The sequence below is a fragment of the Pseudomonas sp. Emmai genome, from assembly GCF_055179735.1.
The window spans coordinates 1,593,133-1,618,874 of sequence record NZ_CM143685.1 but is presented as its reverse complement, the minus strand read 5'-3'; the positions used below and the strand labels follow the sequence as shown (position 1 = coordinate 1,618,874).

The following is a 25,742-nucleotide window of genomic DNA, read 5'->3' as shown; positions in this document are numbered from 1 at the left end:
TAGAAAGGAAAGCCAATCGATGCCGCAGGTGGATCCCGAACTCTTCGACCGTGGCCAGTTCCAGGCTGAACTGGCCCTGAAGGCCAGCCCGATCGCGGCCTTCAAGAAGGCGATTCGCCAGGCCCGCGAGGTGCTCGACGGGCGCTTTCGCAGCGGCCGGGACATTCGCCGGCTGATCGAGGATCGCGCCTGGTTCGTCGATAACATCCTGCAAAAGGCCTGGGAGCAGTTCAACTGGAGCGAAGACGCCGACATCGCGCTGGTGGCGGTCGGCGGCTACGGTCGCGGCGAGTTGCACCCCTACTCCGACATTGATTTGCTGATCCTGCTGGACAGCGCCGACCACGAAGTTTTCCGCGATTCCATCGAACGTTTTCTCACGTTGTTGTGGGACATCGGCCTGGAGGTCGGTCAGAGCGTTCGTTCGGTGGACGAATGCGCCGTCGAGGCCCGCGCCGACCTGACTGTCGTCACCAACCTGATGGAGAGCCGCACCATCTGCGGCCCCGAGCGCCTTCGCCAGCGCATGCTCGACGTCACCAGCACCGCGCACATGTGGCCGAGCAAGGACTTCTTCCTGGCCAAGCGCGCCGAGCAGAAGGCCCGTCACCACAAGTACAACGACACCGAGTACAACCTGGAACCCAACGTCAAAGGCTCGCCCGGCGGCCTGCGGGATATCCAGACGATTCTCTGGGTCGCCCGCCGTGAGTACGGCACCCTGAACCTGCGGGCCCTGGCCGGCGAAGGTTTCCTGGTGGAGAGCGAAAACGCCCTGCTGGCCTCGTCCCAGGAATTCCTGTGGAAGGTCCGCTACGCCCTGCACATGCTCGCCGGGCGTTCCGAGGACCGCTTGCTGTTCGACCACCAGCGCTCCATTGCCGGGCTGCTGGGTTTCGAAGGCGATGACGCCAAGCAAGCCATCGAAAACTTCATGCAGCAGTATTACCGGGTGGTCATGAGCATTGCCCAGCTCAGCGACCTGATCATCCAGCATTTCGAGGAAGTCATCCTCGCGCCGGAAGATGAAGCGCCGCCGCAGCCGATCAATTCGCGGTTCCAACTGCACGATGGTTACATCGAGGCACGCAACAACAACGTGTTCCGCCGCACGCCGTTCGCCATGCTCGAAATCTTCGTGCTGATGGCCCAACAGCCGGAAATCAAGGGCGTGCGCGCCGATACCATTCGTCTGCTGCGGGAAAACCGGCACCTGATCGACGACGATTTCCGCAACGATATCCGCAACACCAGCCTGTTCATCGAACTGTTCAAATGCAAGATCGGCATCCACCGCAACCTGCGACGGATGAACCGTTACGGCATCCTCGGGCGCTATTTGCCGGAGTTCGGCTTTATCGTCGGGCAGATGCAGCACGACCTGTTCCACATCTATACGGTCGATGCCCACACCCTGAACCTGATCAAGCATCTGCGTAAGTTGCAGTACACCCAGGTGTCGGAAAAATTCCCGCTGGCCAGCAAGCTCATGGCCAAGTTGCCCAAGCCCGAACTGATCTACCTCGCCGGCCTGTACCACGACATCGGCAAGGGCCGCCACGGCGACCATTCGGACATCGGCGCCGTGGATGCCGAAGCCTTCTGCCAGCGCCATCAGTTGCCGACATGGGACAGCCGCCTGATTGTCTGGCTGGTGCAAAACCACCTCGTGATGTCGACCACCGCCCAGCGCAAGGACTTGTCCGACCCGCAGGTGATCCACGATTTCGCACAGATCGTCGGCGATGAAACCCATCTCGACTACCTGTACGTGCTGACCGTCGCCGACATCAACGCCACCAACCCGACGCTGTGGAATTCCTGGCGCGCCAGCCTGTTGCGCCAGCTCTACACCGAGACCAAGCGTGCCTTGCGCCGCGGTCTGGAAAATCCGGTGGACCGCGAAGAACAGATCCGCCAGACCCAGAGCGCCGCCCTGGATATCCTGGTGCGCGGCGGCACCGATCCGGACGATGTCGAGCAATTGTGGGCGCAGCTGGGTGATGACTATTTCCTGCGCCACACCGCCGGCGACGTGGCCTGGCACAGCGACGCGATCCTGCAACAGCCGGCTGATGGCGGGCCGCTGGTGCTGATCAAGGAGACCACCCAGCGCGAATTCGAGGGCGGCACGCAGATCTTCATCTATGCGCCGGACCAGCACGATTTCTTCGCCGTAACCGTGGCCGCGATGGACCAGCTCAACCTGAACATTCACGACGCCCGGGTCATCACCTCCAGCAGCCAGTTCACCCTCGATACCTACATCGTGCTCGACACCGACGGCGACTCGATCGGCGACAACCCGGCGCGGGTCAAGCAGATCCGCGACGGCCTGACCGAGGCCCTGCGCAATCCGGACGACTACCCGACGATCATCCAGCGCCGGGTGCCGCGCCAGCTCAAGCATTTCGCCTTTGCGCCCCAGGTGACGATCCACAACGACGCCCAGCGTCCGGTGACCGTGCTGGAACTCAGCGCCCCCGATCGCCCGGGCCTGCTGGCGCGGATCGGCACGATTTTCCTGGAGTTCGACCTGTCGCTGCAGAACGCCAAGATCGCCACGCTGGGCGAGCGCGTGGAAGACGTGTTCTTCATCACCGACGCCAACAACCAGCCTTTGTCCGACCCGTTGCTGTGCAGCCGTTTGCAGGATGCGATCGTCGAGCAGCTTAGCGTCAGCCAGGAACCCGAGATCAAACTGTCGCGCATCAGCATCTGAACCAACATATTTCCCCTGTGGGGGTGGTTTTACTGTGGCGAGGGGGCTTGCCCCCGTTGGGTCGCGAAGCGGCCCCAAAACCTGCATCCGTAGTGTCTCAGACACACCGCATGCAATGGCTTTGCGACTGCTGCGCAGCCGAACGGGGGCAAGCCCCCTCGCCACACAAGCCCGCTCCCACATTAGAAGAGGCCCCGCATGAACAACGCTCTGAACCAGTTGCAGCCTTACCCGTTCGAGAAGCTCCGAGCCCTGCTCGGTAGCGTCACGCCCAACCCGGACAAGCGCCCGATCGCGCTGTCCATCGGCGAGCCGAAGCACCGCTCGCCAAGTTTTGTCGCCGAAGCCCTGGCCAGTAATCTGGATCAGATGGCCGTGTACCCGACCACCCTCGGCATCCCGGCCCTGCGTGAGGCAATTGCGGCCTGGTGTGAACGTCGTTTCAACGTGCCGAACGGCTGGCTCGACCCGGCGCGCAATGTGCTGCCGGTCAACGGCACCCGAGAAGCGCTGTTCGCCTTCACCCAGACCGTGGTCAACCGTGGCGAAGATGCGCTGGTGGTCAGCCCGAACCCGTTCTATCAAATCTACGAAGGCGCCGCGTTCCTCGCTGGGGCCAAGCCGCATTACCTGCCCTGCCTGGACGAAAACGGTTTCAACCCGGATTTCGACGCCGTTTCGCCCGACATCTGGAAACGCTGCCAGATCCTGTTCCTGTGCTCCCCAGGTAACCCGACCGGCGCGTTGATCCCGGTTGAAACCCTGAAAAAGCTGATCGCCCTGGCCGACGAACACGACTTCGTGATCGCCGCCGACGAGTGCTACAGCGAACTGTATTTCGACGAACAAACCCCGCCGCCAGGCCTGCTCAGCGCTTGTGTGGAACTGGGTCGCAAAGACTTCAAGCGCTGCGTCGTGTTCCACAGCCTGTCCAAGCGTTCCAACCTGCCGGGGCTGCGCTCGGGCTTCGTCGCTGGCGATGCCGACATCCTGAAAGGCTTCCTGCTGTATCGCACCTATCACGGCTGCGCGATGCCGGTTCAGACGCAACTGGCCAGCGTCGCCGCCTGGAATGACGAAGTGCACGTGCGCGCCAACCGTGCGCTGTACCGCGAAAAGTACGATGCGGTGCTGGAAATCCTCAGCCCGGTGATGGACGTGCAACGTCCCGACGGCGGTTTCTACTTGTGGCCGAATATTGAAGGCGATGACGAAGCGTTTTGCCGTGACTTGTTTGTCAAAGAGCATGTGACGGTGGTGCCGGGTTCGTACTTGTCCCGCGATGTCGAGGGTTTCAACCCCGGTGCCGGGCGCATCCGCATGGCCCTGGTTGCACCGCTGGCAGAGTGCGTTGAAGCGGCGGAACGCATTCGCGCGTTCATTACCCGCAAGTAACAAGTTATTGATTTCCTGCACGGTGCAATGCCGTGCGGGAACTTGCCAACATCAAGTAACAGCTCCAACCTTATTCAAACTTAACAAGTCAGTCTTTCTCGCTTAATCTTCCGTGGACCTGAATACCCAAAACAACTCAGGCATTCTTTTTAACTCACATGGAAGTTAGTCATGAACCGTAACCCTTGCAAAGTAATAAAGCCGATCAGTGATGAAGCATCTTATCTGGCCGCTATTACAGAAAACCCGGCCAACGAGAAAAAGTCCGCCCCGGGCGGGAGACGTAAACGTTCCGTTGGTGTTTGGAGCAAGTTCTGGGGAAACTACCGGACCCTGAACATCACTTTTCTCAATGAGGCGCCCCAATGCCTGCAAGATTCTATTGAAAGCATCATTCGGCAATGGCAGCCCAGCACAAACCTGACATTCACATTTGACGCGAGCCTGCCCGGCGACATCCGCATTCAGACAGGCACCGAGCACAACTCGTCTGCTGTTGGAAGCGATGCTTTAGGCATTCCGATAGACCAGCCTACCCTGACCCTGGCCACGCCTTCAGACGGCACCGATTTCGAAGCCACCGTGCTGCACGAGTTCGGACATGCCTTGGGACTCGAACACGAGCATCAGCACCCCAAGGCGAATATCCCTTGGGACAAACCCAAGGTTTACGAGTTTTATAAAACACTCGATAAATGGACCGAGGATGACGTCGATTTCAACTTGTTCCGCACTCTGCCCACTAACGGACTTCTTAGCGGTGCCTACGACAAGGAGTCGATCATGCACTATTCAATTCCCAACGAAATCACGCTGGGAGATTGGGAAGTAGGCTACAACACTCGCATCAGCAAACTTGACAGGCGAAACATGCGCAAGGCTTACCCAAAAGCCGAACAGCCGATCGATTAATAACAAACTTCACCCGCACCCGACTAAAACGCTTTGATACGCAGTCCAGACAATCAAGATTTAATCCAGGACCACGACACTTCAGATTGACCTGAATCTGATGCTCAGTGAAAAGGACAAGGCGTTCATGGCCGAGGCTTATCCTTGCCCGGACGCAAAGAACACAGGTTTTATCATCGAACCTGGACTTACTTGACCTGCCCAGGCTGGCCCGACCCACAATCAAGTCCTCTTATATGGAGAGGATTTGATTTCAATCTCGCCCATTGAGACAACAACCAACGAAACATGGAGGTTAATATGACCCTGCCTCTCCTCTGTACAGTGATACGACATGTCGACGAACAAGAAGCCTACGACACTGCCATTGCTGAAAACCCGGACAATGCCGGAAAAAAGTCATCCGGGGGACGCGGCAAACGTGCGACCGCCACTTTTCACAAACACTGGGCGCCGCACCGGTTATTGAGAATATCTTTTACCGACAACCCAACCGCCGAACTGCGCAATGCCATCGAACATGTAATTTGGCAATGGGATCAATACGTCAACCTGCTTATCGAGTTCAGCCCCGTGAATGACGGGGACATCAGAATCTCCACCAACACCTCTCGAAACGCTTCAAGCATCGGCACTGATGCGCTGCTTTTCAGAACGATGTCCAAGCCGACCATGTACATCGCCGTCAAACCTGCGGACGAGGGGTTTGAGGCCATGGTGCTGCATGAATTCGGACATGCCTTGGGACTGCTGCATGAACATTTACATCCAGAATCAAAGATCCCTTGGAATAAAGAAAAGGTTTACGAAGATTACGGCCGGGCACTCAATGTATCGAGAGATGAAATCCATCAGAATTTCTTTGCAACATATCCTCCAGCGTCCGTACGTCGAACGCCTTACGACACCACGTCAATCATGCACTACATGGTCCAAAAGGAATTTACCGACGGTGAGTTTGAAATTGTCCAGAACACAACGCTCAGCGAACTGGATAAAGAATTGATCAGTTCCATGTACCCCTACGAGCCTAATTAAGTTGCTACTTGAGCTGTCCTGGCCTGGTTTCACTCAACTCCACCTCACCCAACACCTCGCACAATACGCCCGCGCCGGTTTGCACCAATGGCACGGGCTCTCCTCCGATCGGGCGTGACCCGCCGACCCGCATCAGCGGGATCAGACAGATATCCTTGAAGTGCCATATTTGCCGCCTAGACTGCTGGCAGGCCCGTGCAGCCCGCAACCCCACATCAGGTTTTGCGCTTTAACCGGAAGGCCATGGCATAATCCGTCACCATTTTTTTCCAGCACCTGTAAAGGGGGCAATTCCTTGACCGTTTCAAGTAAAACGTTGCACCTTTTCGGCATCAAAGCCTGCGACACCATGAAAAAGGCGCGCACCTGGCTCGATGAACACGCTGTCAGCTATGACTTCCATGATTACAAAGCGGTCGGAATCGACCGTGAACACCTGAGCCAATGGTGCGACGAGCACGGCTGGCAAGTGGTGTTGAACCGTGCAGGCACGACCTTTCGCAAACTCGACGACGAACGCAAAGCCGATCTCGACCAAGCGAAAGCCATCGAACTGATGCTGGCACAACCCTCGATGATCAAGCGCCCGGTGCTTGATCTCGGTGACCGAACCCTGATTGGCTTCAAGCCAGATATCTACGCGGCCGCACTCAAGTAAGGCAGCCCGTTCCTTTTTGTTAGAGGTCTCAACATGTCCAATTCCCTGTTCAGCCTGGCCTTCGGCGTCGGCACTCAAAACCGTCAAGGCGCCTGGCTGGAAGTGTTTTACGCACAGCCACTGCTCAACCCGTCGGCCGATTTGGTCGCGGCCATCGCGCCAGTGCTGGGTTACACCGAAGGCAACCAGGCCATCGCGTTCACCACCGCCCAGGCTTCGCAACTGGCTGAAGCACTGAAAAGCGTCGACGCCGGCCAAGCTGCTTTGCTGACCCGTCTGGCCGAAAGCCACAAGCCGCTGGTCGCGACCATTCTGGCCGACGACGCGCAACTGACCTCCACGCCTGAGGCTTACCTCAAGCTGCACCTGCTGTCCCACCGTCTGGTCAAGCCCCACGGCCTGAACCTGGCCGGTGTGTTCCCGCTGCTGCCGAACGTCGCCTGGACCAGCCAGGGCGCCATCGATCTGGCCGAACTGGCCGAGCATCAACTCGAAGCCCGCCTGCGTGGCGAGTTGCTGGAAGTGTTCTCGGTGGACAAGTTCCCGAAAATGACCGACTACGTGGTCCCGGCCGGCGTGCGTATCGCTGACGCGGCGCGTATCCGCCTGGGCGCCTACGTGGGCGAAGGCACCACCGTGATGCACGAAGGTTTCGTCAACTTCAACGCCGGCACCGAAGGCCCGGGCATGATTGAAGGTCGCGTCTCGGCTGGCGTGTTCGTCGGCAAGGGTTCGGACCTGGGCGGCGGTTGCTCGACCATGGGCACCCTGTCGGGCGGCGGCAACATCGTGATCAAGGTGGGCGAAGGCTGCCTGATCGGCGCCAACGCCGGTATCGGTATCCCGTTGGGCGACCGCAACACCGTTGAGTCGGGCCTGTACGTGACCGCCGGCACCAAGGTTGCGCTGCTGGACGAGCACAACAAACTGGTCAAGGTGGTGAAGGCCCGTGAACTGGCCGGTCAACCTGACCTGCTGTTCCGTCGCAATTCGGAAACCGGTGCCGTGGAATGCAAAACCCACAAATCGGCCATCGAACTGAACGAAGCGCTGCACGCTCACAACTAAGCAGAGCGTTCGACGATACCTGCGCCCTGCCCTTGTAGGAGCAAGGCTTGCCCGCGAAGGGGCCCTTGAGGCCGCCAAAAGCTTCGCGGGCAAGCCTCGCTCCTACAAGATCAACATCAAGGTCAAGGGCAAGGTCAGGCGTTCCCCCCGCCCATGTTTACCAGGGCCCGATAGCATGATGATTCCTTCTCCCTGGCGCGCCGATTTTCCGGCCATCGCCGCTCTGCAACGGCAAGACCAGACCTATCTGGATAACGCCGCCACCACACAAAAGCCTCAAGCCCTGCTGGATGCCCTGGCGCATTACTACGCCAATGGCGCAGCCAACGTGCATCGGGCGCAACACTTGCCCGGCGCCCACGCCACCCAGGCGTTCGAGGACAGCCGCAGCAAAGTCGCGCAATGGCTCAACGCGGGCGATTGCGGGCAGATCATTTTTACTCACGGCGCAACCTCCGCGCTGAACCTCCTGGCCTATGGTCTGGAACACCTATTCAACCCGGGCGATGAAATTGTCATCAGCGCTCTGGAGCATCACGCCAACCTGCTGCCCTGGCAGCAACTGGCCCTGCGTCGCGACTTGAAACTGGTGGTATTGCCGCTGGATGCCAACGGCGTGATCGACCTCGCAGCCGCCGCGCAACTGATCGGCCCGCGCACCCGTTTGCTGGCGGTCAGTCAGCTGTCCAACGTACTCGGCGTCTGGCAGCCATTGCCTGAGTTGCTGGCAATGGCCAAGTCGCACAACGCCCTGACCGTGATCGATGGCGCCCAAGGCGTGGTCCATGGCCGGCATGATGTGCAGGCGTTGGGTTGCGACTTCTATGTATTTTCCAGCCACAAGCTCTACGGCCCCGATGGCCTGGGCGTGCTGTTCGGGCGCAATACAGCCCTTGAACAGCTGCGACCGTGGCAATTCGGCGGCGAAATGGTGCTGGACGCCAACTACCACGACGCCCGCTTCCGCCCGGCGCCGTTGGGTTTCGAGGCCGGTACGCCGCCGATTGCCAGCGTGATCGGCCTGGGGGCGACCCTGGATTACCTCTCCGGCTTGGATCAAGACGCTGTGTCTGCCCATGAAGCGGCGCTGCACGACTATCTATTGAAAGGCCTTGAGGCGCGCAACGGCATTCGCCTGCTGGGCAAACCGCAATTGGCACTGGCCAGCTTTGTCGTCGAGGGTGTGCATAACTCCGATCTGGCGCACCTGCTGACCGAACAGGGCATCGCCGTACGCGCCGGTCACCACTGCGCCATGCCGTTGCTTAAAAGCTTCGAATTGGCCGGGGCGATTCGGGTGTCGTTGGCGTTGTACAACGATTCCGAGGATCTGGAGCGGTTCTTTGAAGCGCTGGATCAGGCGCTGGAGCTGTTGCGATGAGTATGCCGGCCGATGCCGTTACGGCACTGGAAGCCTTTCAGCAGGCCGGGAGCTGGGAACAACGGGCGCGCCTGCTGATGCAATGGGGCGAGCGCCTGCCGGCGTTGAGCGATGTGGATAAAGTCGAGGCTAACCGGGTGCATGGCTGTGAAAGCCAGGTGTGGCTGGTTGGGGCATTGCAGGATGGACATTGGCAGTTCGCTGCGAGCAGTGATGCGCGGTTGATTCGCGGGTTGGTGGCTTTGTTGCTGGCGCGGGTCAATGGGTTGTCGGCGGTTGAGTTGCAGCAGGTGGATTTGCCGGATTGGTTCAATCAGCTTGGATTGAGCCGGCAGTTGTCGCCTTCGCGCAGTAACGGCCTCAATGCCGTGTTACAGCGGATGAATGAGTTGGCTGCGCCCTTGTAGGAGCGAGGCTTGCCCGCGAAAGCGGTGTGTCAGGTACGACGCCTTCGCGGGCAAGCCTCGCTCCTACAGGTTTTGTCAGGTCATGGAGGTCAGGCAGGTTTGATGCGATCCGCCGGGCGCCGCACGCCCGCCACAATCTTATCCACAGCCTTGGTCGCCGCGACCATGCCGAACGTCGCTGTCACCATCATCACCGCGCCGAACCCACCGGCGCAGTCCAGTTTCACGCCATCGCCGACAAAACTCTTCTGCAAGCAAATGCTGCCATCCGGTTTCGGGTAGCGCAGTTGCTCGGTGGAGAACACGCACGGCACGCTGTAATGGCGGGTCACGGTGCGGGAGAAGTTGTAGTCCCGGCGCAGGGTTGAGCGCACTTTCGAGGCCAACGGGTCGTTGAAAGTGCGGTTCAAGTCGCAGACCTGGATCAGCGTCGGGTCAATCTGCCCGCCCGCGCCACCGGTGGTGATGATCTGGATCTTGCGCCGCTTGCACCAGGCGATCAGCGCAGCCTTGGCATTCACGCTGTCGATGCAGTCGATCACGCAATCGATGTTCGGCGTGATGTACTCGGCCATGGTCTCGCGGGTCACGAAATCCGCCACCGCGTGCACCGTGCAATCCGGGTTGATCCCTCGCAGGCGCTCGGCCATCACCTCGACCTTGGGTTTGCCGACAGTGCTGTCCAGCGCGTGCAACTGACGGTTGGCGTTGCTGACGCAGACGTCGTCCAGGTCGAACAGCGAAATCTCGCCCACACCACAGCGGGCCACGGCTTCCGCCGCCCAGGAACCGACGCCACCGACGCCGACAATCGCCACATGGGCCGCGCGCAAGCGCTCCAGGCCTTCAATGCCATACAACCGAGCGATGCCGGCAAACCGCGGATCTTCTGTACTCATGACCATTACCCCAAAAACCGGCGCGCATTATAGGGCCACGCAGCAACAAGTTCTAAGCTACAAGCGACAAGTGTAAGAACTTATGTGAAAGCGGATTGCCCAACGTCAGACTTTTCGCTGCCGCCTGTACGGTAAGCGGAAGCACGGTGTAGGATGCGCGCCCCTTGGCAGCATGCCGACCGTTCCTTCGTTCCACAGCCTCTGGAACCCGAAAAAGCTATGTCATCGCGTAAATTTGGACTCAACCTGGTCGTGGTGCTTGCCATCGCAGCCTTGTTTACCGGCTTCTGGGCGCTGATCAACCGCCCGGTCACCGCCCCCAATTGGCCTGAACAGATCTCCGGTTTTTCCTACTCGCCGTTCCAACAAGGCCAGTACCCGCAGAAAGACCAATACCCGTCCGACGATGAAATGCGTCGCGACCTGGAGATCATGAGCAAGCTGACGGACAACATCCGCACCTACTCGGTCGATGGCACGCTGCAGGACATCCCCAAACTGGCGGAAGAGTTCGGCCTGCGGGTGACCCTGGGGATCTGGATCAGCCCGGACCAGGAACGCAACGAACGCGAGATCCTGCGCGCCATCGAACTGGCCAACACTTCCCGCAGCGTGGTTCGCGTGGTGGTTGGTAACGAGGCGATCTTCCGTAAGGAAATTACCGCAGCGGAACTCAGCGTCATCCTCGACCGCGTGCGCGCCGCCGTGAAAGTGCCGGTGACCACGTCCGAGCAATGGCACGTCTGGGAAGAACACCCGGAACTGGCCAAGCACGTCGACCTGATCGCCGCGCACGTTCTGCCTTACTGGGAATTCGTTCCGGTGGACAAGGCCGGCCAGTTCGTCCTCGACCGCGCCCGGGACCTGAAAAAGATGTTCCCGAAAAAACCGCTGCTGCTGTCGGAGGTTGGCTGGCCGAGCAACGGCCGCATGCGTGGCGGCACCGATTCGAGCCCGGCGGACCAGGCGATCTACTTGCGCACACTGGTTAACAAGCTCAATCGTCAAGGCTTCAACTACTTCGTGATCGAAGCGTTTGACCAGCCGTGGAAGGCCACGGACGAAGGTTCGGTGGGCGCTTACTGGGGCGTGTTCAACGCCGCGCGTCAGCAGAAATTCAACTTCGAAGGCCCGGTCGTGGCGATCCCACAGTGGCGGGTACTGGCGATCGGCTCGGCGGTGCTGGCGCTGCTGTCCCTGACCTTGCTGATGATCGACGGCTCGGCCCTGCGTCAACGGGGCCGCACCTTCCTGACCTTTATCGCGTTTTTGTGCGGTTCGGTTCTGGTGTGGATCGGCTACGACTACAGCCAGCAATACAGCACCTGGTTCAGCCTGACGGTGGGCTTCTTGCTCGCCCTCGGTGCGCTCGGGGTGTTTATCGTATTGCTGACCGAAGCCCATGAACTGGCCGAAGCGGTCTGGACCCACAAGCGCCGGCGAGAATTCCTGCCGGTCGTGGGGGATTCGGACTACCGACCGAAAGTCTCGATTCACGTACCGTGCTACAACGAACCGCCGGAGATGGTCAAACAGACCCTCAACGCCCTGGCCAACCTCGATTATCCAGACTTCGAAGTCCTGATCATCGACAACAACACCAAGGACCCGGCGGTCTGGGAACCGGTGCGCGATTACTGCGAAACCCTCGGTCCGCGTTTCAAGTTCTTCCACGTCGCCCCGTTGGCCGGTTTCAAGGGTGGCGCGCTGAATTACCTGATCCCGCACACCGCCAAGGATGCCGAAGTGATTGCGGTGATCGACTCGGACTACTGCGTCGACCCGAACTGGCTCAAGCACATGGTGCCGCACTTCGCCGATCCGAAAATCGCCGTGGTGCAATCGCCACAGGATTATCGCGACCAGAACGAAAGCACCTTCAAAAAGCTGTGCTACGCGGAATACAAAGGTTTCTTCCACATCGGCATGGTCACCCGCAACGACCGTGACGCGATCATCCAGCACGGCACCATGACCATGACCCGGCGTTCGGTGCTCGAGGAGCTTGGCTGGGCTGACTGGTGCATCTGTGAAGACGCCGAGTTGGGTCTGCGCGTGTTCGAGAAAGGCTTGTCGGCGGCGTATTACCACACCAGCTACGGCAAGGGCCTGATGCCGGATACCTTTATCGACTTCAAGAAACAGCGTTTCCGCTGGGCCTATGGCGCGATTCAGATCATCAAGCGTCACACCGCCAGCCTGCTGCGCGGCAAGGACACCGAGCTGACCCGTGGCCAGCGTTACCACTTCCTCGCGGGCTGGTTGCCGTGGGTCGCGGATGGCATGAACATCTTCTTCACCGTGGGCGCCCTGTTGTGGTCGGCGGCGATGATCATCGTGCCGCAGCGGGTCGATCCGCCGCTGCTGATCTTCGCGATCCCGCCGTTGGCGCTGTTCGTGTTCAAGGTGGCCAAGATCATCTTCCTGTACCGCCGTGCAGTTGGGGTCAACCTGAAAGATGCGTTCTGCGCGGCATTGGCCGGGCTGGCGTTGTCGCACACCATCGCCAAAGCGGTGCTGTACGGCTTCTTCACCAGCAGCATTCCGTTCTTCCGTACGCCGAAAAACGCCGACAACCACGGCTTCTGGGTGGCGATTTCGGAGGCGCGGGAAGAGGTGTTCATCATGCTGCTGTTGTGGGGCGCGGCGCTGGGGATCTTCCTGGTGCAGGGCCTGCCGAGCAACGACATCCGCTTCTGGGTGATCATGCTGCTGGTGCAGTCGCTGCCGTACCTGGCGGCGCTGATCATGGCGTTCCTGTCTTCGCTGCCGAAACCGGCCGCCGAGGCTGAGCCGCTACCAGCCGTCTAAATCAGTCCAGATGCACTAAACGGCGGCCAATGGCCGCCGTTTTGCTTTAAGATAACCGCCATTTTGCGCGCCCAGCCTAACCCCCGTAGGAGCGAGGCTTGCCCGCGAATGAAGCGACTCGGTGTAACAGATACACCGCATTATCGTTCTTCGCGGGCAAGCCTCGCTCCTACAAATCGAGCTTCCGGAGTTTTCCATGACGGCCCACGCCGACCTTTCGCCGACCCTTCAACTCGCCATCGACCTGATCCGCCGTCCGTCCGTGACGCCGGTCGACGCCGATTGCCAGAAGCAGATGATGCAGCGCCTGGGCGATGCCGGTTTCATGCTTGAGCCAATGCGCATCGAAGATGTGGATAACTTCTGGGCCACCCACGGCAAACACGACGGTCCGGTGCTGTGCTTCGCCGGTCACACCGACGTGGTCCCGACCGGTCCGGTGACGGCCTGGCAGATCGATCCGTTCAACGCGCTGATCGACGAACACGGCATGCTCTGCGGGCGTGGCGCGGCGGACATGAAAGGCAGCCTGGCCTCCATGACCGTGGCCGCCGAGCGTTTCGTCGCCGACTACCCGGACCACAAGGGCAAGGTCGCGTTCCTGATCACCAGCGATGAAGAAGGCCCGGCGCACCACGGCACCAAAGCCGTGATCGAACGCCTCGCCGCGCGCAAGGAACGTCTGGACTGGTGCATCGTCGGCGAGCCGTCGAGCACGACGCTGGTCGGTGATGTGGTCAAGAACGGCCGTCGCGGCTCCCTCGGCGCCAAGCTGACCGTGCGCGGGATTCAGGGCCACGTGGCCTATCCGCACCTGGCAAAGAACCCGATCCACCTCGCTGCCCCGGCCCTGGCCGAGCTGGCCGCCGAGCATTGGGACCACGGCAACGATTTCTTCCCGCCGACCAGCTTCCAGATTTCCAACGTCAACTCCGGCACCGGCGCGACCAACGTGATTCCGGGTGACCTGGTGGCGGTGTTCAACTTCCGCTTCTCCACCGAATCCACCGTCGAAGGCCTGCAAAAGCGCGTCGCTGACATCCTCGACAAGCATGGCCTGGACTGGCACGTGGATTGGGCACTGTCGGGCCTGCCGTTCCTCACCGAACCGGGCGCGTTGCTGGATGCCGTGGCATCGAGCATCAAGGACATCACCGGTCGCGAAACCAAGGCGTCCACCAGCGGCGGCACCTCTGACGGGCGCTTTATCGCGACCATGGGCACCCAAGTGGTTGAGCTGGGGCCGGTCAACGCGACGATCCATCAGGTCAACGAGCGGGTGTTGGCCGCTGACCTCGACGTGCTGACCGAAATCTACTACCAGACCCTGATCAAGTTGCTCGCCTGATGCTTGCCTGCCCGATCTGCAGCGAACCGCTGAACGCGGTGGACAACGGCGTGGCCTGCCCCGCCGGGCATCGATTCGACCGCGCGCGCCAGGGTTACCTGAACCTGTTGCCGGTGCAGCACAAGAACAGCCGCGACCCTGGGGATAACCTGGCGATGGTCGAGGCCCGCCGCGATTTCTTGAACGCCGGGCATTACGCGCCGGTGGCCAAGCGCCTGGCGGAACTGGCGGCGCAATACGCGCCCCAGCGCTGGCTCGACATCGGTTGTGGCGAGGGTTACTACACCGCGCAAATCGCCGAGGCCTTGCCGAATGCTGACGGCTACGCCCTCGACATCTCCAAGGAAGCAGTCAAACGCGCCTGCAAACGTAACCCCGAGCTGACCTGGTTGATCGCCAGCATGGCGCGGGTGCCGTTGGCGTCCGGCAGTTGCCAGTTTCTCGCCAGTGTCTTCAGCCCGTTGGACTGGGAAGAAGCCAAGCGCTTGCTCAGCCCCGGCGGCGGCTTGATGAAAGTCGGCCCGACCAGCGGCCACCTGATGGAATTGCGCGAAAGCCTGTACGACGAAGTGCGCGAGTACACCGACGACAAGCACCTGGCCCTGGTGCCGGAAGGCATGGCTTTGGCGCACAGCGAAACCCTGGCATTCAAACTGATACTGGAAAGTGGTCAGGATCGTGCCAACCTGTTAGCCATGACGCCCCACGGCTGGCGCGCCAGTGCCGAACGCCGCGCCGCCGTCATCGAGCAGGTCGAGCCGTTCGAGGTCACCGTGTCGATGCGTTACGATTACTTCGTACTTCAATAATTTTTGGTCTTGAGCAACAGCTTGAGGCCGGCTAAATCCGCGAATGGATTTTTCAAGACCGCAGTGAGGACATCCATGCGCCAACCCGATATCGAGATTTACCTGAAAGACGCCGACGTCGACTACAAAGCCGTCGCAGAGTGGCTGAACACCGCGCTCGGCACCTGCACCGAGTGGGTAAAGAAAGGCCAGACCTACAAGTGCAAGGCCGGCGACGTACCCGTGACCTGGCTGCCGAAAGCCGTGGGCAAATGGAACAGCCTGTACCTGGAAAGCGACCAGACCCCGTGGGACGACGACATCGCCTGCGCCCGTGCAGCCTTTGCCGCGTTGAACGTCGAAGTGCGTTGCGCGCCGGGTACGTGGGTCGAGGAAGAAGGTGAAGAAGCGGCGGATCGCTGGATGCGTATCAGCGCTGACGGCGAAGAAGAAATCACCTGGAAAACCGCATAAAAGCAGCATCACCACAAACCTGCAGGAGCGAGGCTTGCCCGCGAAGGCGTCATCACTGGCGCTAAAAGCTTCGCGGGCAAGCCTCGCTCCTACAGGTGATTTTGATCGTTCCCACGCTCCGCGTTCGGCCGTTGAAGGGACGCGGAGCGTCCCGGGATGCATTCCCACGCAGAGCGTGGGAACGATCGGTCAGGTCATGCGTAATCCGGGAATCGGGTCTACAACCCCACCACATCCTCAGCCTGCAACCCCTTCTCCCCCGTCACCACGGCGTATTCAACCTGCTGGCCTTCAGCCAACGAACGGTGGCCTTCGCCACGGATCGCGCGGTAGTGCACGAACACGTCCACCCCGTCCTCGCGTTGAATAAAGCCGTAGCCCTTGGCGTCGTTGAACCACTTCACATTGCCGGTTTCGCGCGTTGCCATGTATCAGTCCCTCTTCTTTTTATTTTGAGCGGTCGAGTATATGACAGGCGCGAAAACTCTCAACTACAGATTGGATGAGTGCTTTTTTGCCGATTTTCGGCGAATACGGCACACTGTCCGCCCCCCGAGCAACTGCTCGGTTTTATTCACTCACGCAGAAGCCGTATGACCCGCTCCCCGTTCCGTCGTCTTGTGTTTGGCACCCTGCGCCGACTGTTGTACCTCTGGGTTCGCTCGGAGACGATCAACCAGTCGTCCCTTACCCTCAACCTCGACCGCAGCCGTCCGGTGTTCTACGTCCTGCAAAACCCTTCGCTGACCGACCTGGCCGTGGTCGACGCCGAGTGCACCAAGGCCGGCCTGCCGCGCCCGGTGCTGCCGGTGTCGGTGGGTAATCTGCTGGAGCCTGCCGCGTTCTTCTACCTGACGCCGGAGCCCGACTGGCTCGGCCGCCAGGACAAACGCGGCGCGCCGCCGACCCTGACCCGCCTGCTCAGCGCCCTGAGCCAGAACGCTGCCGAAGATGCGCAGATCATTCCGGTCAGCGTGTTCTGGGGCCAGTCACCGGACAGCGAGTCGAGCCCATGGAAGCTGTTGTTCGCCGACAGCTGGGCGGTCACCGGGCGTTTGCGCCGCTTGCTCAGCATCATCGTGCTGGGGCGCAAGACTCGGGTGCAGTTCTCGGCGCCGATCCATCTGCGCGAGCTGATCGAGCACAACAAGGGCCACGAGCGCACCGTGCGCATGGCCCAGCGCATCCTGCGGGTGCACTTCCGCAACCTGAAGGCTGCGGTGATCGGCCCGGACATTTCCCACCGCCGCAACCTGGTCAAAGGCCTGCTCAACCAGCCTTTGGTCAAGCAAGCGATCCTCGACGAAGCCGAGCGCGAGAACATCTCCCCGGAGAAAGCCAAGGCCCAGGCCCTGCGCTACGGCAACGAGATCGCCTCGGACTACACCTACACCGCCATCCGTTTCCTGGAAGTGGTGCTGAGCTGGTTCTGGAACAAGATCTACGACGGGGTGAAGGTCAACCACATCGAAGGCGTGCAGAAAGTCGCCCAGGGTCACGAAGTCATTTATGTGCCCTGCCATCGCAGCCACATCGACTATCTGCTGCTGTCCTACTTGCTGTTCCGCAACGGCCTGACCCCGCCGCACATTGCGGCGGGCATCAACCTGAACATGCCGGTGATCGGCAGCCTGCTGCGTCGCGGCGGCGCGTTCTTCATGCGCCGCACCTTCAAGGGCAACCCGCTCTACACCTCGGTGTTCAACGAATACCTGCACACCCTGTTCACCAAGGGCTTCCCGGTCGAGTACTTCGTCGAGGGCGGTCGTTCGCGCACCGGGCGCATGCTGCAACCCAAAACCGGGATGCTGGCGATCACCCTGCGCAGTTTCCTGCGTTCGTCGCGCATGCCCATCGTGTTCATCCCGGTGTACATCGGTTATGAGCGTGTCCTGGAAGGCCGGACCTACCTCGGCGAACTGCGTGGCGCGAGCAAGAAGAAAGAGTCGATCTTCGACATCTTCAAAGTCATCGGCGCCCTCAAACAGCGCTTCGGCCAGGTGGCGGTGAACTTCGGTGAGCCGATCAAACTCGCGGAATTCCTCGACAGCGAACAGCCGGACTGGCGCCAACAGGAACTGGGCCCGCAGTACAAACCGGCCTGGCTCAACGAAACCACTAACCGCCTCGGCGAGAAAGTCGCCCAACACCTGAACGAAGCAGCGGCGATCAACCCGGTGAACCTGGTCGCTCTGGCGCTGCTGTCCACCAGCCGTCTGGCACTGGATGATCGTGCGATGGCGCGGGTGCTTGATTTGTATCTGGCGCTGTTGCGCAAGGTCCCATACTCGCCGCACACCACGTTGCCGGAAGGTGACGGTCGCGCGCTGATCGAGCACGTGAAGGACATGGATCTGCTGTCCGAGCAGAGCGATGCCTTGGGCAAGATTCTGTACCTGGACGAGCAGAACGCCGTCCTGATGACCTACTACCGCAACAACGTGTTGCACATCTTCGCGTTGCCAGCGTTGCTGGCGAGCTTCTTCCAGAGCGCGTCGCGCATGAGCCGCGAACAGATTCTGCGCTACACCCGCGCGCTGTATCCGTACCTGCAATCGGAACTGTTCATTCGCTGGTCCATGGATGAACTGGAGGCGGTGGTCGATCAATGGCTTGAAGCCTTTGTCGAGCAAGGCCTGCTGCGGTTCGAGAACGATGTGTTCCTGCGTCCGGCGCCTAGCTCGCGGCATTTCGTGCTGCTGACCCTGCTGTCGAAAAGCATCGCCCAGACCCTGCAACGCTTCTACATGACGGTGTCCCTGCTGCTCAACAGCGGCCAGAACAGCATCAGCGCCGAAGAGCTGGAAGACCTGTGCACAGTCATGGCCCAGCGCCTGTCGATCCTGCATGGCCTGAATGCCCCGGAGTTCTTCGACAAGAGCCTGTTCCGTCACTTTATCCAGACCCTGCTTGACCTCGACGTACTCAAGCGCGATGAGGCTGGCAAGCTGAGCTATCACGAGTTGCTCGGCGAGTTGGCAGAAGGCGCGGCCAAGCGCGTATTGCCGGCGGAGATTCGCTTGTCGATCCGTCAAGTGGCGTTGCATCGCAGTGAAGACGCGGCGGACGCCAGCCCGTTGTAACTTCCCGACAACTAACAAGGAAACACGGACGTTTCCTTATTAGTTAATTAACGGATAAATTGAGTTTTTTCATTATCACGATAAGGACATCGCGATGAATAACAACTCGACGATCACCCTGACATTCAAGCTCCCGCCTTTTTATTCCGTGCCAACGGAGGGCGAGCGTGAGACACGCATCAACATTCAAATCATTAATACCTCCCGCCCCATCACTGTCATGAACCGAATTCATCCCGACATCGCGGACGGGCAGTGGAATTTTTCATTCCCGCACAACTATGAAAATGTGAGCGTCAAATATCAGGTCAATGTTCAACTCAGCCATAACCGCCAGCCCTTGTTACTGGACCTTGACTACTTCATTACTGTCGACAAGGCGCCCCATTACCAGACACTTCACCTGAGTCCGATCGGGCAACTTTATGTTGAGGCGCAACAGCCAAAACTTGTCGAGCGCGATCAAGCGATTACCATCCGCGCCCATGAACATAATGAGCCGGGCGCTGAACTGGTGCGTATACAGTGCGATGAAGAAACAGCCACGGCGTTTTATCTGAATTACGATCCGGCACAAGTAGTTCCCGGTAAACGTTACACATTGAAAGGCATGGAAAACCGATTTGGCCAGGATATCTCTGTCTACCCCGATCTCGCCGTACTCGTGCCGTTTGGATTTAAAGAAGTTTCGGCCCGCTGATCTGCATTTATCGGCCAGCCGATTGTTTGAATTTCGACGTGCACCGCAAAATCCGCTAAATTCCCCGGGCGCCAGGTTCCTGCTGGCGCCAATGTCTTAGAGGCCCTCGATGAAAAAACTGATGCTTGTTTGCCTGACCACTCTGCTCGGTGCCTGCCAAACCCTGCACCCTGGCGCCAAAACCAGCCTCGATGGCGAAGTGTTCTATCTGCAACGCATCGCCTTGCCGCCGAGCGCCACCTTGAGCGTCAGCCTGCAGGACGTGTCCCTGGCCGACGCCCCCGCCGTGGTGCTCGATGAGCAGAAAGGCCCGGTCAAAGGCCAGGTCCCGCTGCCGTTTCACCTGAGCTACGACCCGGCGCAGGTCAAACCCAGTCATCGTTATTCGGTCAGTGCGCGCATTGAGGTGAACGGTGAACTGATGTTCATCACCACCGAGCACCATGCCGTGCAACTCGACGGCAACGATCCGCAACCACTGAAAATCCGCGTCGACGCCGTCCGCTAATTTCCCTTATTCGTACAAGGAAGCCGCCATGCTCCGCCCTACCCTTCGCTTCGCCGGCCTGTGCGCAGGCTTGATGATTTCCGCCAGCGCCCTGGCGCTGTCCCTCAATGACCTGTCGCAAAACGATGCCACGGGTGGTTTGAAAGACGCCCTGACCCAAGGCGCGCAACTGGCCGTCAAACAACTCGGCACGCCGGGCGGTTTCAGCAACAACCCGGACGTGAAGATCGAACTGCCGGGCAAACTGGGCAAAGTCGCCAGCAAGATGAAAGCCTTCGGCATGGGCGCTCAGGTTGATCAACTGGAAACCAGCATGAACAAAGCGGCCGAAACCGCCGTGACCCAGGCCCAGCCGATCCTCGTTGATGCGGTGAAAAAGATGAGTGTGTCCGACGCCAAGGGCATCCTCAGCGGCGGCAAGGACTCGGCCACGCAGTACCTGGATAAATCCAGCCGTGAGCAGATCCGCGCCAAGTTCCTGCCGATCGTCAAGCAAGCCACCGACCAGGTCGGCCTGGCCAAACAATACAACTCGTTCGCCGGCCAGGCGGCGACGTTGGGCGTGGTGGACGCGAAGAGCGCCAACATCGAAAGCTACGTGACGGAGCAGGCGTTGAACGGCTTGTTCGAGATGATCGGCAAACAGGAAGAAACCATTCGCCAGAACCCGGCCGCTGCGGCGACCAGTTTGGCCAAGAAAGTGTTTGGTACGCTGTAAACCCGCTGCAGGTCGTTTGATCGTTCCCTCGCGCAGCAAAGGAATGCATCCCGTGACGCTCCGCGTCACTTTTTAAGCGGACGCAGAGCGTCCATGGCGGCATTCCCACGCAGAGCGTGGGAACGATCAAGATCGCAGCCTTCGGCAGTTCTTACGGGCCTGTTCGCAAGAAGAAGACCCACTCCTGCCCCATCTTGCGTTTCTCGAACACCTGCAGATCGACCAACCCGTTCAGGGTGGCCGCTGCTGTTTTGTACGAGCAATTCAGATTGTCCATCACATTGGCCGCCGTAAACTCCTTCGCCACCCCACTCTTGGCCACTTGATAAATAGCCCGCTGTTTTTCGGTGAGCTGGTCAAAAAATCCGGAGGCCATCAGCCATCGGTCAAAACGCTCGGTGTATGCCAGGTTTTTGCGATAGACCTCTGTAAAACCGGTGACGGCCCGCAAGATGACCGAACACTGGAAATCGATGAAGTAAGTCAGGTCCAGCTCATCGGACTCGGTATGCAAATACGAGTGCCCGTACTTCACCGGCGCGTTACGCAGCAAAACGCTGATGGCTATGTAGCGAAAGGCCGAAAAGTCATTCTTGAACATGAACCAATAGAACAGCGCCCGTGCGACACGGCCGTTGCCATCGCGAAAAGGATGCTCATAGCCCAGGGCAAAATGCAGCGCGATGGCCTTGATCAACGGATGAAGGTAATCAACCTGATCAGAGGCGTCGTGGGACTGGTTGATCCACGTCGACAGTGCCTGCAAGCGTGACTCAAGCCCCGCTGCGGGAGGCGGTGTGTGGACGGTGTTGCCCTCACCGTCCTGCACCACGACGTTGTCGTTGAGCCTGAAGGTCCCCGGCGCATATTGCGGGTCATCGATACATTCGACACCCACCCGATGAATCGCTGCGATCAGCTCGACGCTCAGGGGTTCGTAACGCTTGTCCCAGGCGAAATTCATCATTTTGTAATTACCAATGACCATTCGCTCGTCCGGCGTGCGCGGCAGGCGTTTGCGCTTGAGCATGTCCTTGGCCACCCGCGTGGTGGTGGCCGCACCTTCCAGTTGGCTGCTGCTGATGGCCTCGTCTTCGATCAGATCATTGAGCAGATAACTGAAATGCGCGTGCTCGCCGATCTGGCTGCTCATGTACGCCAGCGCCGCAGTGGTGGCTTGCCGATCGACCGCCGAAATGGCTTTCTGCGCGACGGGTGTCAGCACGAAACTGCCCCACTGGATCGGTTCACCCAATGGCAACAGGCTGGCGTACTGGGCGGTTCGGGCCTTCTTGACCAGTGCCCAGCAGAGATGAGTATCCAGCCCCGGCGCCCAGCGGTAGCGCAGGTCATCAAATGGCAGGTAGCGGCCCTGATCGTCCAGAGGCTTTAACAGCGCCAGGTAATCCGCCAGGCGTTCCTTGTGAGGTGATTGCGCCAACAGGTCGAACACCGGGTCGGACCGGCCCTTCAGCGCGGGGGGCTTTTTCATTGCGACTGTCTCAAGAACTCGTCAAACCGAGCCTGGAGTACAGCATTGAGCCCTCTGCGACTCAATATCAGAGACTTCTGAAATTCCTGTAGGAGCTACCGCAGGCCGCGATCTTGATCGTTCCCACGCGCAGCAAAGGAATGCATCCCGTGACGCTCCGCTTCACATCAAAGGCTGACGCGGAGCGTCAATGGCGGCATTCCCACGCAGAGCATGGGAACGATCAATACCTGTAGGAACTGCCGAAGGCTGCTCCTGCGTGGGGAATCAGGCCGGGTCTTTCTTGATTCTGAACCAGGCCGCATACAGCGCCGGCAGGAACAGCAACGTCAACGCCGTCGCGACGATCAACCCGCCCATGATCGCCACTGCCATCGGCCCGAAGAACACGCTGCGCGACAGCGGAATCATCGCCAGGACCGCGGCGAGTGCCGTCAGCACAATCGGCCGGAACCGGCGCACCGTCGCCTCGATGATCGCTTGCCACGGTTTGAGCCCGGCGGCGATGTCCTGTTCGATCTGGTCCACCAGGATCACCGAGTTGCGCATGATCATCCCGGACAGCGCGATGGTCCCGAGCATGGCGACGAAGCCGAACGGTTGACGGAACACCATCAGGAACAGGGTCACGCCGATCAGTCCCAGTGGCGCTGTCAGAAACACCATCGCGGTGCGTGAGAAACTGCGCAGTTGCAGCATCAGCAATGTCAGCACGACCACGATGAAAAGTGGCACACCCGCCTTCACCGAGTTCTGCCCGCGGGCCGAGTCCTCGACCGTGCCGCCGACTTCCAGCAAGTAGCCGTCAGGCAATTCCGCGCGGATCGGGTCGAGGGTCGGCATGATCTGTTGCACCAGGGTCGCCGGTTGTTCCTTGCCGTAGATGTCGGCGCGAATCGTCACGTTGGGCAGGCGGTTGCGGTGCCAGATGATGCCTTCTTCGAAGCCATATTCCAGGGTCGCGATCTGCGACAGCGCGACGCTTTTGCCGTTGTCGGTGGGCACCGCCAGGCTCGGCAGCAACGACAGTTCGGTACGCTCATGCACCGTGCCGCGCAGGAGGATTTCGATCAACTCGTTGTCTTCGCGGTACTGGCTGACGCTGGAACCGGTCAGGGAGCTTTGCAAGAACTTCGACAGGCTGGCGGTGCTCACGCCAAGGGCCCGGGCGCGGTCCTGATCGACGTTCAGGTACACGACTTTGCTCGGTTCTTCCCAGTCCAGGTGGACGTTGACCACATGGGGATTCTCGCGAACCTTCTCCGCCACTTTACGGGCCAGGGCGCGGACTTCTTCGATGTGTTCGCCGGTGACGCGGAACTGCACTGGATAGCCAACCGGCGGGCCGTTTTCCAGGCGCGTGACCCGTGAACGCAGGGCCGGGAATTGTTCGTTGAGGGTTTCGATCAGCCAGGTGCGCAGGATTTCGCGCTCCTCGATGGTCTTGGCCAGGACCACAAACTGGGCGAAGCTCGCCGCAGGCAACTGCTGATCCAGTGGCAGGTAAAAGCGCGGCGAGCCGGTGCCGACGTAGGCCACGTAATTGTCGATGCCGGCGTGATCCTTCAACAGGCCTTCAAGGCGTTTAACCTCGTCGGCAGTGTTGCTCAGGGACGCGCCTTCGGCCAGTTTCAGATCAATCATCAGTTCCAGACGCCCCGAGGCCGGGAAGAACTGCTGCGGCACGTAGCGAAACAGCACAATGGAAGCGATGAACAAGATGACCGTCAGCGTGATCACGGTCTTGCGCCAGCGCACGCACCACTCCACCAGGCGCCGGACCCGTTGATAGAACGGTGTGCCGTAAGGGTCGGCTTGGCCGTCAGCCGTGCCGTGTTTGGCGGCGTGAATTTTCGCCAGGTCCGGCAGGAGTTTTTCCCCCAGGTACGGCACAAACACCACGGCGGCAATCCACGAGGCCAGCAGCGCGATGGTCACCACCTGGAAAATCGAGCGAGTGTATTCGCCGGTGCCCGATTGTGCGGTGGCAATCGGCAGAAACCCGGCCGCCGTGATCAAGGTGCCGGTGAGCATCGGGAACGCGGTGCTGGTCCAGGCATAGCTGGCGGCCTTGATGCGGTCGAAGCCCTGCTCCATTTTGATCGCCATCATTTCCACGGCGATGATCGCGTCGTCCACCAGCAACCCCAGGGCCAGTACCAGTGCACCGAGAGAAATCTTGTGCAGGCCGATGCCCAGGTAATACATGCAGGCGAAGGTCATCGCCAATACCAGCGGAATGGCCAACGCGACGACCATGCCGGTGCGCACACCGAGGGAGAAGAAGCTCACCAGCAACACGATGGCCAAGGCTTCGACCAGCACCTGGACGAACTCGCCGACCCCGGTTTTCACCGCAGCAGGCTGGTCCGAGACCTTGCGCAGTTGCATGCCGGCCGGGAGGTTTTTCTGGATGCGGTCGAACTCGACTTCGAGAGCTTTACCCAGCACCAGAATGTCGCCGCCATCCTTCATCGCCACGGCCAGACCGATCGCATCTTCGGCCATGAAACGCATGCGCGGCGCCGGTGGATCGTTGAAACCGCGACGCACGTCGGCGACATCGGCGATGCGGAACGTGCGATCACCGACCCGGATCGGGAAGCTTTTTATCTGATCGACCGTCTGAAAACTCCCCGTGACCCGTAGCTGCAATCGCTCGCTGCTGGTTTCGAAGAACCCGGCAGTAGACACCGCATTCTGTTCCTCAAGGGCCTGCTGCACCGCCGCCAATGGCAGACCAAGGGTCGCCAGTTTGACGTTGGACAGTTCGATCCAGATCTTCTCGTCCTGCAAGCCGAGCAAGTCGACCTTGCCCACATCCTTGACCCGTTGCAGCTGAATCTGGATGCGGTCGGCGTAGTCCTTGAGCACCGCGTAGTCAAAACCGTCGCCGGTCAGGGCGTAGATATTGCCGAAGGTGGTGCCGAACTCATCGTTGAAAAACGGGCCTTGAATGCCCGGCGGCAGGGTCTGGCGGATATCGCTGATCTTCTTGCGGACCTGATACCAGAGGTCCGGAATCTGCGCCGAGTGCATCGAATCCCGGGCGATAAACGTCACCTGAGACTCACCCGGACGGGAGAACGAGACGATGCGCTCGTACTCGCCGGTTTCCATCAGCTTCTTTTCAATACGCTCGGTAACCTGGCGCGAGACTTCCTGGGCCGTGGCCCCCGGCCAATTGGTGCGAATCACCATGGCTTTGAAAGTGAACGGCGGGTCTTCACTCTGGCCGAGCTTGGTGTAGGAAAGTGCGCCGACGATCGCCAGCAAAAGCATCAGGAACAGTACGATCTGGCGGTTACGCAGCGCCCATTCAGAAAGATTGAAACCCATC

The 25,742-nt window shown here is 60.0% G+C and carries 20 protein-coding genes; 16 read left to right on the top strand and 4 right to left on the bottom strand.

Annotated elements, in window-relative coordinates; translation table 11 throughout:
- Positions 1-19 precede the first annotated feature (19 nt).
- The 8 genes from ACY4LX_RS07120 to ACY4LX_RS07085 all read left to right on the top strand — a co-directional run bounded on the left by ACY4LX_RS07120 (position 20) and on the right by ACY4LX_RS07085 (position 9,581).
- Positions 20-2,722 (top strand): [protein-PII] uridylyltransferase, encoded by a 2,703-nt coding sequence (locus ACY4LX_RS07120; RefSeq protein ID WP_463259525.1) that lies wholly within the window; start codon positions 20-22, stop codon positions 2,720-2,722.
- Between the two features lie 198 nt (positions 2,723-2,920).
- Positions 2,921-4,117 (top strand): succinyldiaminopimelate transaminase, encoded by a 1,197-nt coding sequence (gene dapC, locus ACY4LX_RS07115; protein ID WP_463259524.1) that lies wholly within the window; start codon positions 2,921-2,923, stop codon positions 4,115-4,117.
- Positions 4,118-4,288: 171 nt separating this feature from the next.
- Positions 4,289-5,029, top strand: coding sequence for a M12 family metallopeptidase (locus tag ACY4LX_RS07110; RefSeq protein ID WP_463259523.1), 741 nt, complete (start codon positions 4,289-4,291; stop codon positions 5,027-5,029).
- Positions 5,030-5,329: 300 nt separating this feature from the next.
- Positions 5,330-6,067 carry a M12 family metallopeptidase gene (locus tag ACY4LX_RS07105; protein WP_463259522.1) on the top strand — a complete coding sequence of 246 codons (738 nt, stop codon included), beginning with the start codon at positions 5,330-5,332 and terminating at the stop codon, positions 6,065-6,067.
- A 295-nt stretch (positions 6,068-6,362) separates the two neighbouring features.
- Positions 6,363-6,725 (top strand): ArsC family reductase, encoded by a 363-nt coding sequence (locus ACY4LX_RS07100; protein ID WP_463259521.1) that lies wholly within the window; start codon positions 6,363-6,365, stop codon positions 6,723-6,725.
- A 33-nt stretch (positions 6,726-6,758) separates the two neighbouring features.
- Complete coding sequence (gene dapD, locus ACY4LX_RS07095) at positions 6,759-7,793, top strand: 2,3,4,5-tetrahydropyridine-2,6-dicarboxylate N-succinyltransferase (RefSeq protein WP_149657386.1); 1,035 nt, start codon at positions 6,759-6,761, stop codon at positions 7,791-7,793.
- Positions 7,794-7,968: 175 nt separating this feature from the next.
- A complete protein-coding gene (locus tag ACY4LX_RS07090) occupies positions 7,969-9,174 on the top strand; it encodes an aminotransferase class V-fold PLP-dependent enzyme (RefSeq protein ID WP_463259520.1) in 1,206 nt (401 codons plus the stop codon).
- Positions 9,171-9,581: a SufE family protein gene (locus tag ACY4LX_RS07085; RefSeq protein WP_149657388.1), complete on the top strand. Its 411-nt coding sequence runs from the start codon at positions 9,171-9,173 to the stop codon at positions 9,579-9,581. The genes ACY4LX_RS07090 and ACY4LX_RS07085 overlap by 4 nt, the downstream gene beginning before the upstream one ends.
- 89 nt (positions 9,582-9,670) lie before the next feature.
- On the opposite strand, the gene tcdA is transcribed toward ACY4LX_RS07085, so the two are convergent.
- Positions 9,671-10,480, bottom strand: a complete 810-nt coding sequence (gene tcdA / locus ACY4LX_RS07080) for a tRNA cyclic N6-threonylcarbamoyladenosine(37) synthase TcdA (protein WP_173860471.1) — start codon at positions 10,478-10,480, stop codon at positions 9,671-9,673.
- Positions 10,481-10,699: 219 nt separating this feature from the next.
- Between tcdA and ACY4LX_RS07075 the strand changes: the two genes are divergently transcribed.
- From ACY4LX_RS07075 to ACY4LX_RS07060, 4 genes are all read left to right on the top strand, one after another.
- Positions 10,700-13,291 (top strand): glycosyltransferase, encoded by a 2,592-nt coding sequence (locus tag ACY4LX_RS07075; protein ID WP_463259519.1) that lies wholly within the window; start codon positions 10,700-10,702, stop codon positions 13,289-13,291.
- Between the two features lie 196 nt (positions 13,292-13,487).
- A complete protein-coding gene (dapE, locus tag ACY4LX_RS07070; RefSeq protein WP_133837231.1) occupies positions 13,488-14,639 on the top strand; it encodes a succinyl-diaminopimelate desuccinylase in 1,152 nt (383 codons plus the stop codon).
- On the top strand, positions 14,639-15,448 hold the full coding sequence (locus ACY4LX_RS07065) for a putative RNA methyltransferase (RefSeq protein ID WP_463259518.1): 810 nt from the start codon (positions 14,639-14,641) through the stop codon (positions 15,446-15,448). Before dapE ends, ACY4LX_RS07065 begins: the two co-directional genes overlap by 1 nt.
- A gap of 75 nt (positions 15,449-15,523) precedes the next feature.
- Positions 15,524-15,901 carry a hypothetical protein gene (locus ACY4LX_RS07060; protein WP_463259517.1) on the top strand — a complete coding sequence of 126 codons (378 nt, stop codon included), beginning with the start codon at positions 15,524-15,526 and terminating at the stop codon, positions 15,899-15,901.
- Positions 15,902-16,119: 218 nt separating this feature from the next.
- On the opposite strand, the gene ACY4LX_RS07055 is transcribed toward ACY4LX_RS07060, so the two are convergent.
- Positions 16,120-16,329 (bottom strand): cold-shock protein, encoded by a 210-nt coding sequence (locus tag ACY4LX_RS07055; protein WP_010462862.1) that lies wholly within the window; start codon positions 16,327-16,329, stop codon positions 16,120-16,122.
- A 165-nt stretch (positions 16,330-16,494) separates the two neighbouring features.
- On the opposite strand from ACY4LX_RS07055, the gene plsB reads away from it, so the two are divergent.
- From plsB to ACY4LX_RS07035, 4 genes are all read left to right on the top strand, one after another.
- A complete protein-coding gene (gene plsB, locus ACY4LX_RS07050; protein ID WP_463259516.1) occupies positions 16,495-18,984 on the top strand; it encodes a glycerol-3-phosphate 1-O-acyltransferase PlsB in 2,490 nt (829 codons plus the stop codon).
- Between the two features lie 94 nt (positions 18,985-19,078).
- Entirely contained in the window at positions 19,079-19,684 is a 606-nt protein-coding gene (locus ACY4LX_RS07045; protein WP_463259515.1) for a hypothetical protein, read from the top strand.
- Between the two features lie 109 nt (positions 19,685-19,793).
- On the top strand, positions 19,794-20,192 hold the full coding sequence (locus ACY4LX_RS07040; protein WP_463259514.1) for a YbaY family lipoprotein: 399 nt from the start codon (positions 19,794-19,796) through the stop codon (positions 20,190-20,192).
- 28 nt (positions 20,193-20,220) lie between these two features.
- Entirely contained in the window at positions 20,221-20,910 is a 690-nt protein-coding gene (locus ACY4LX_RS07035) for a DUF4197 domain-containing protein (protein WP_463259513.1), read from the top strand.
- A gap of 151 nt (positions 20,911-21,061) precedes the next feature.
- Here ACY4LX_RS07035 and ACY4LX_RS07030 read toward each other — a convergent pair whose 3' ends face one another.
- Together ACY4LX_RS07030 and ACY4LX_RS07025 are read right to left on the bottom strand one after the other, a co-directional pair.
- Entirely contained in the window at positions 21,062-22,402 is a 1,341-nt protein-coding gene (locus tag ACY4LX_RS07030; RefSeq protein ID WP_463259512.1) for a Fic family protein, read from the bottom strand.
- A gap of 267 nt (positions 22,403-22,669) precedes the next feature.
- Complete coding sequence (locus ACY4LX_RS07025) at positions 22,670-25,741, bottom strand: efflux RND transporter permease subunit (RefSeq protein WP_463259511.1); 3,072 nt, start codon at positions 25,739-25,741, stop codon at positions 22,670-22,672.
- Between the last annotated feature and the right edge of the window lies 1 nt (position 25,742).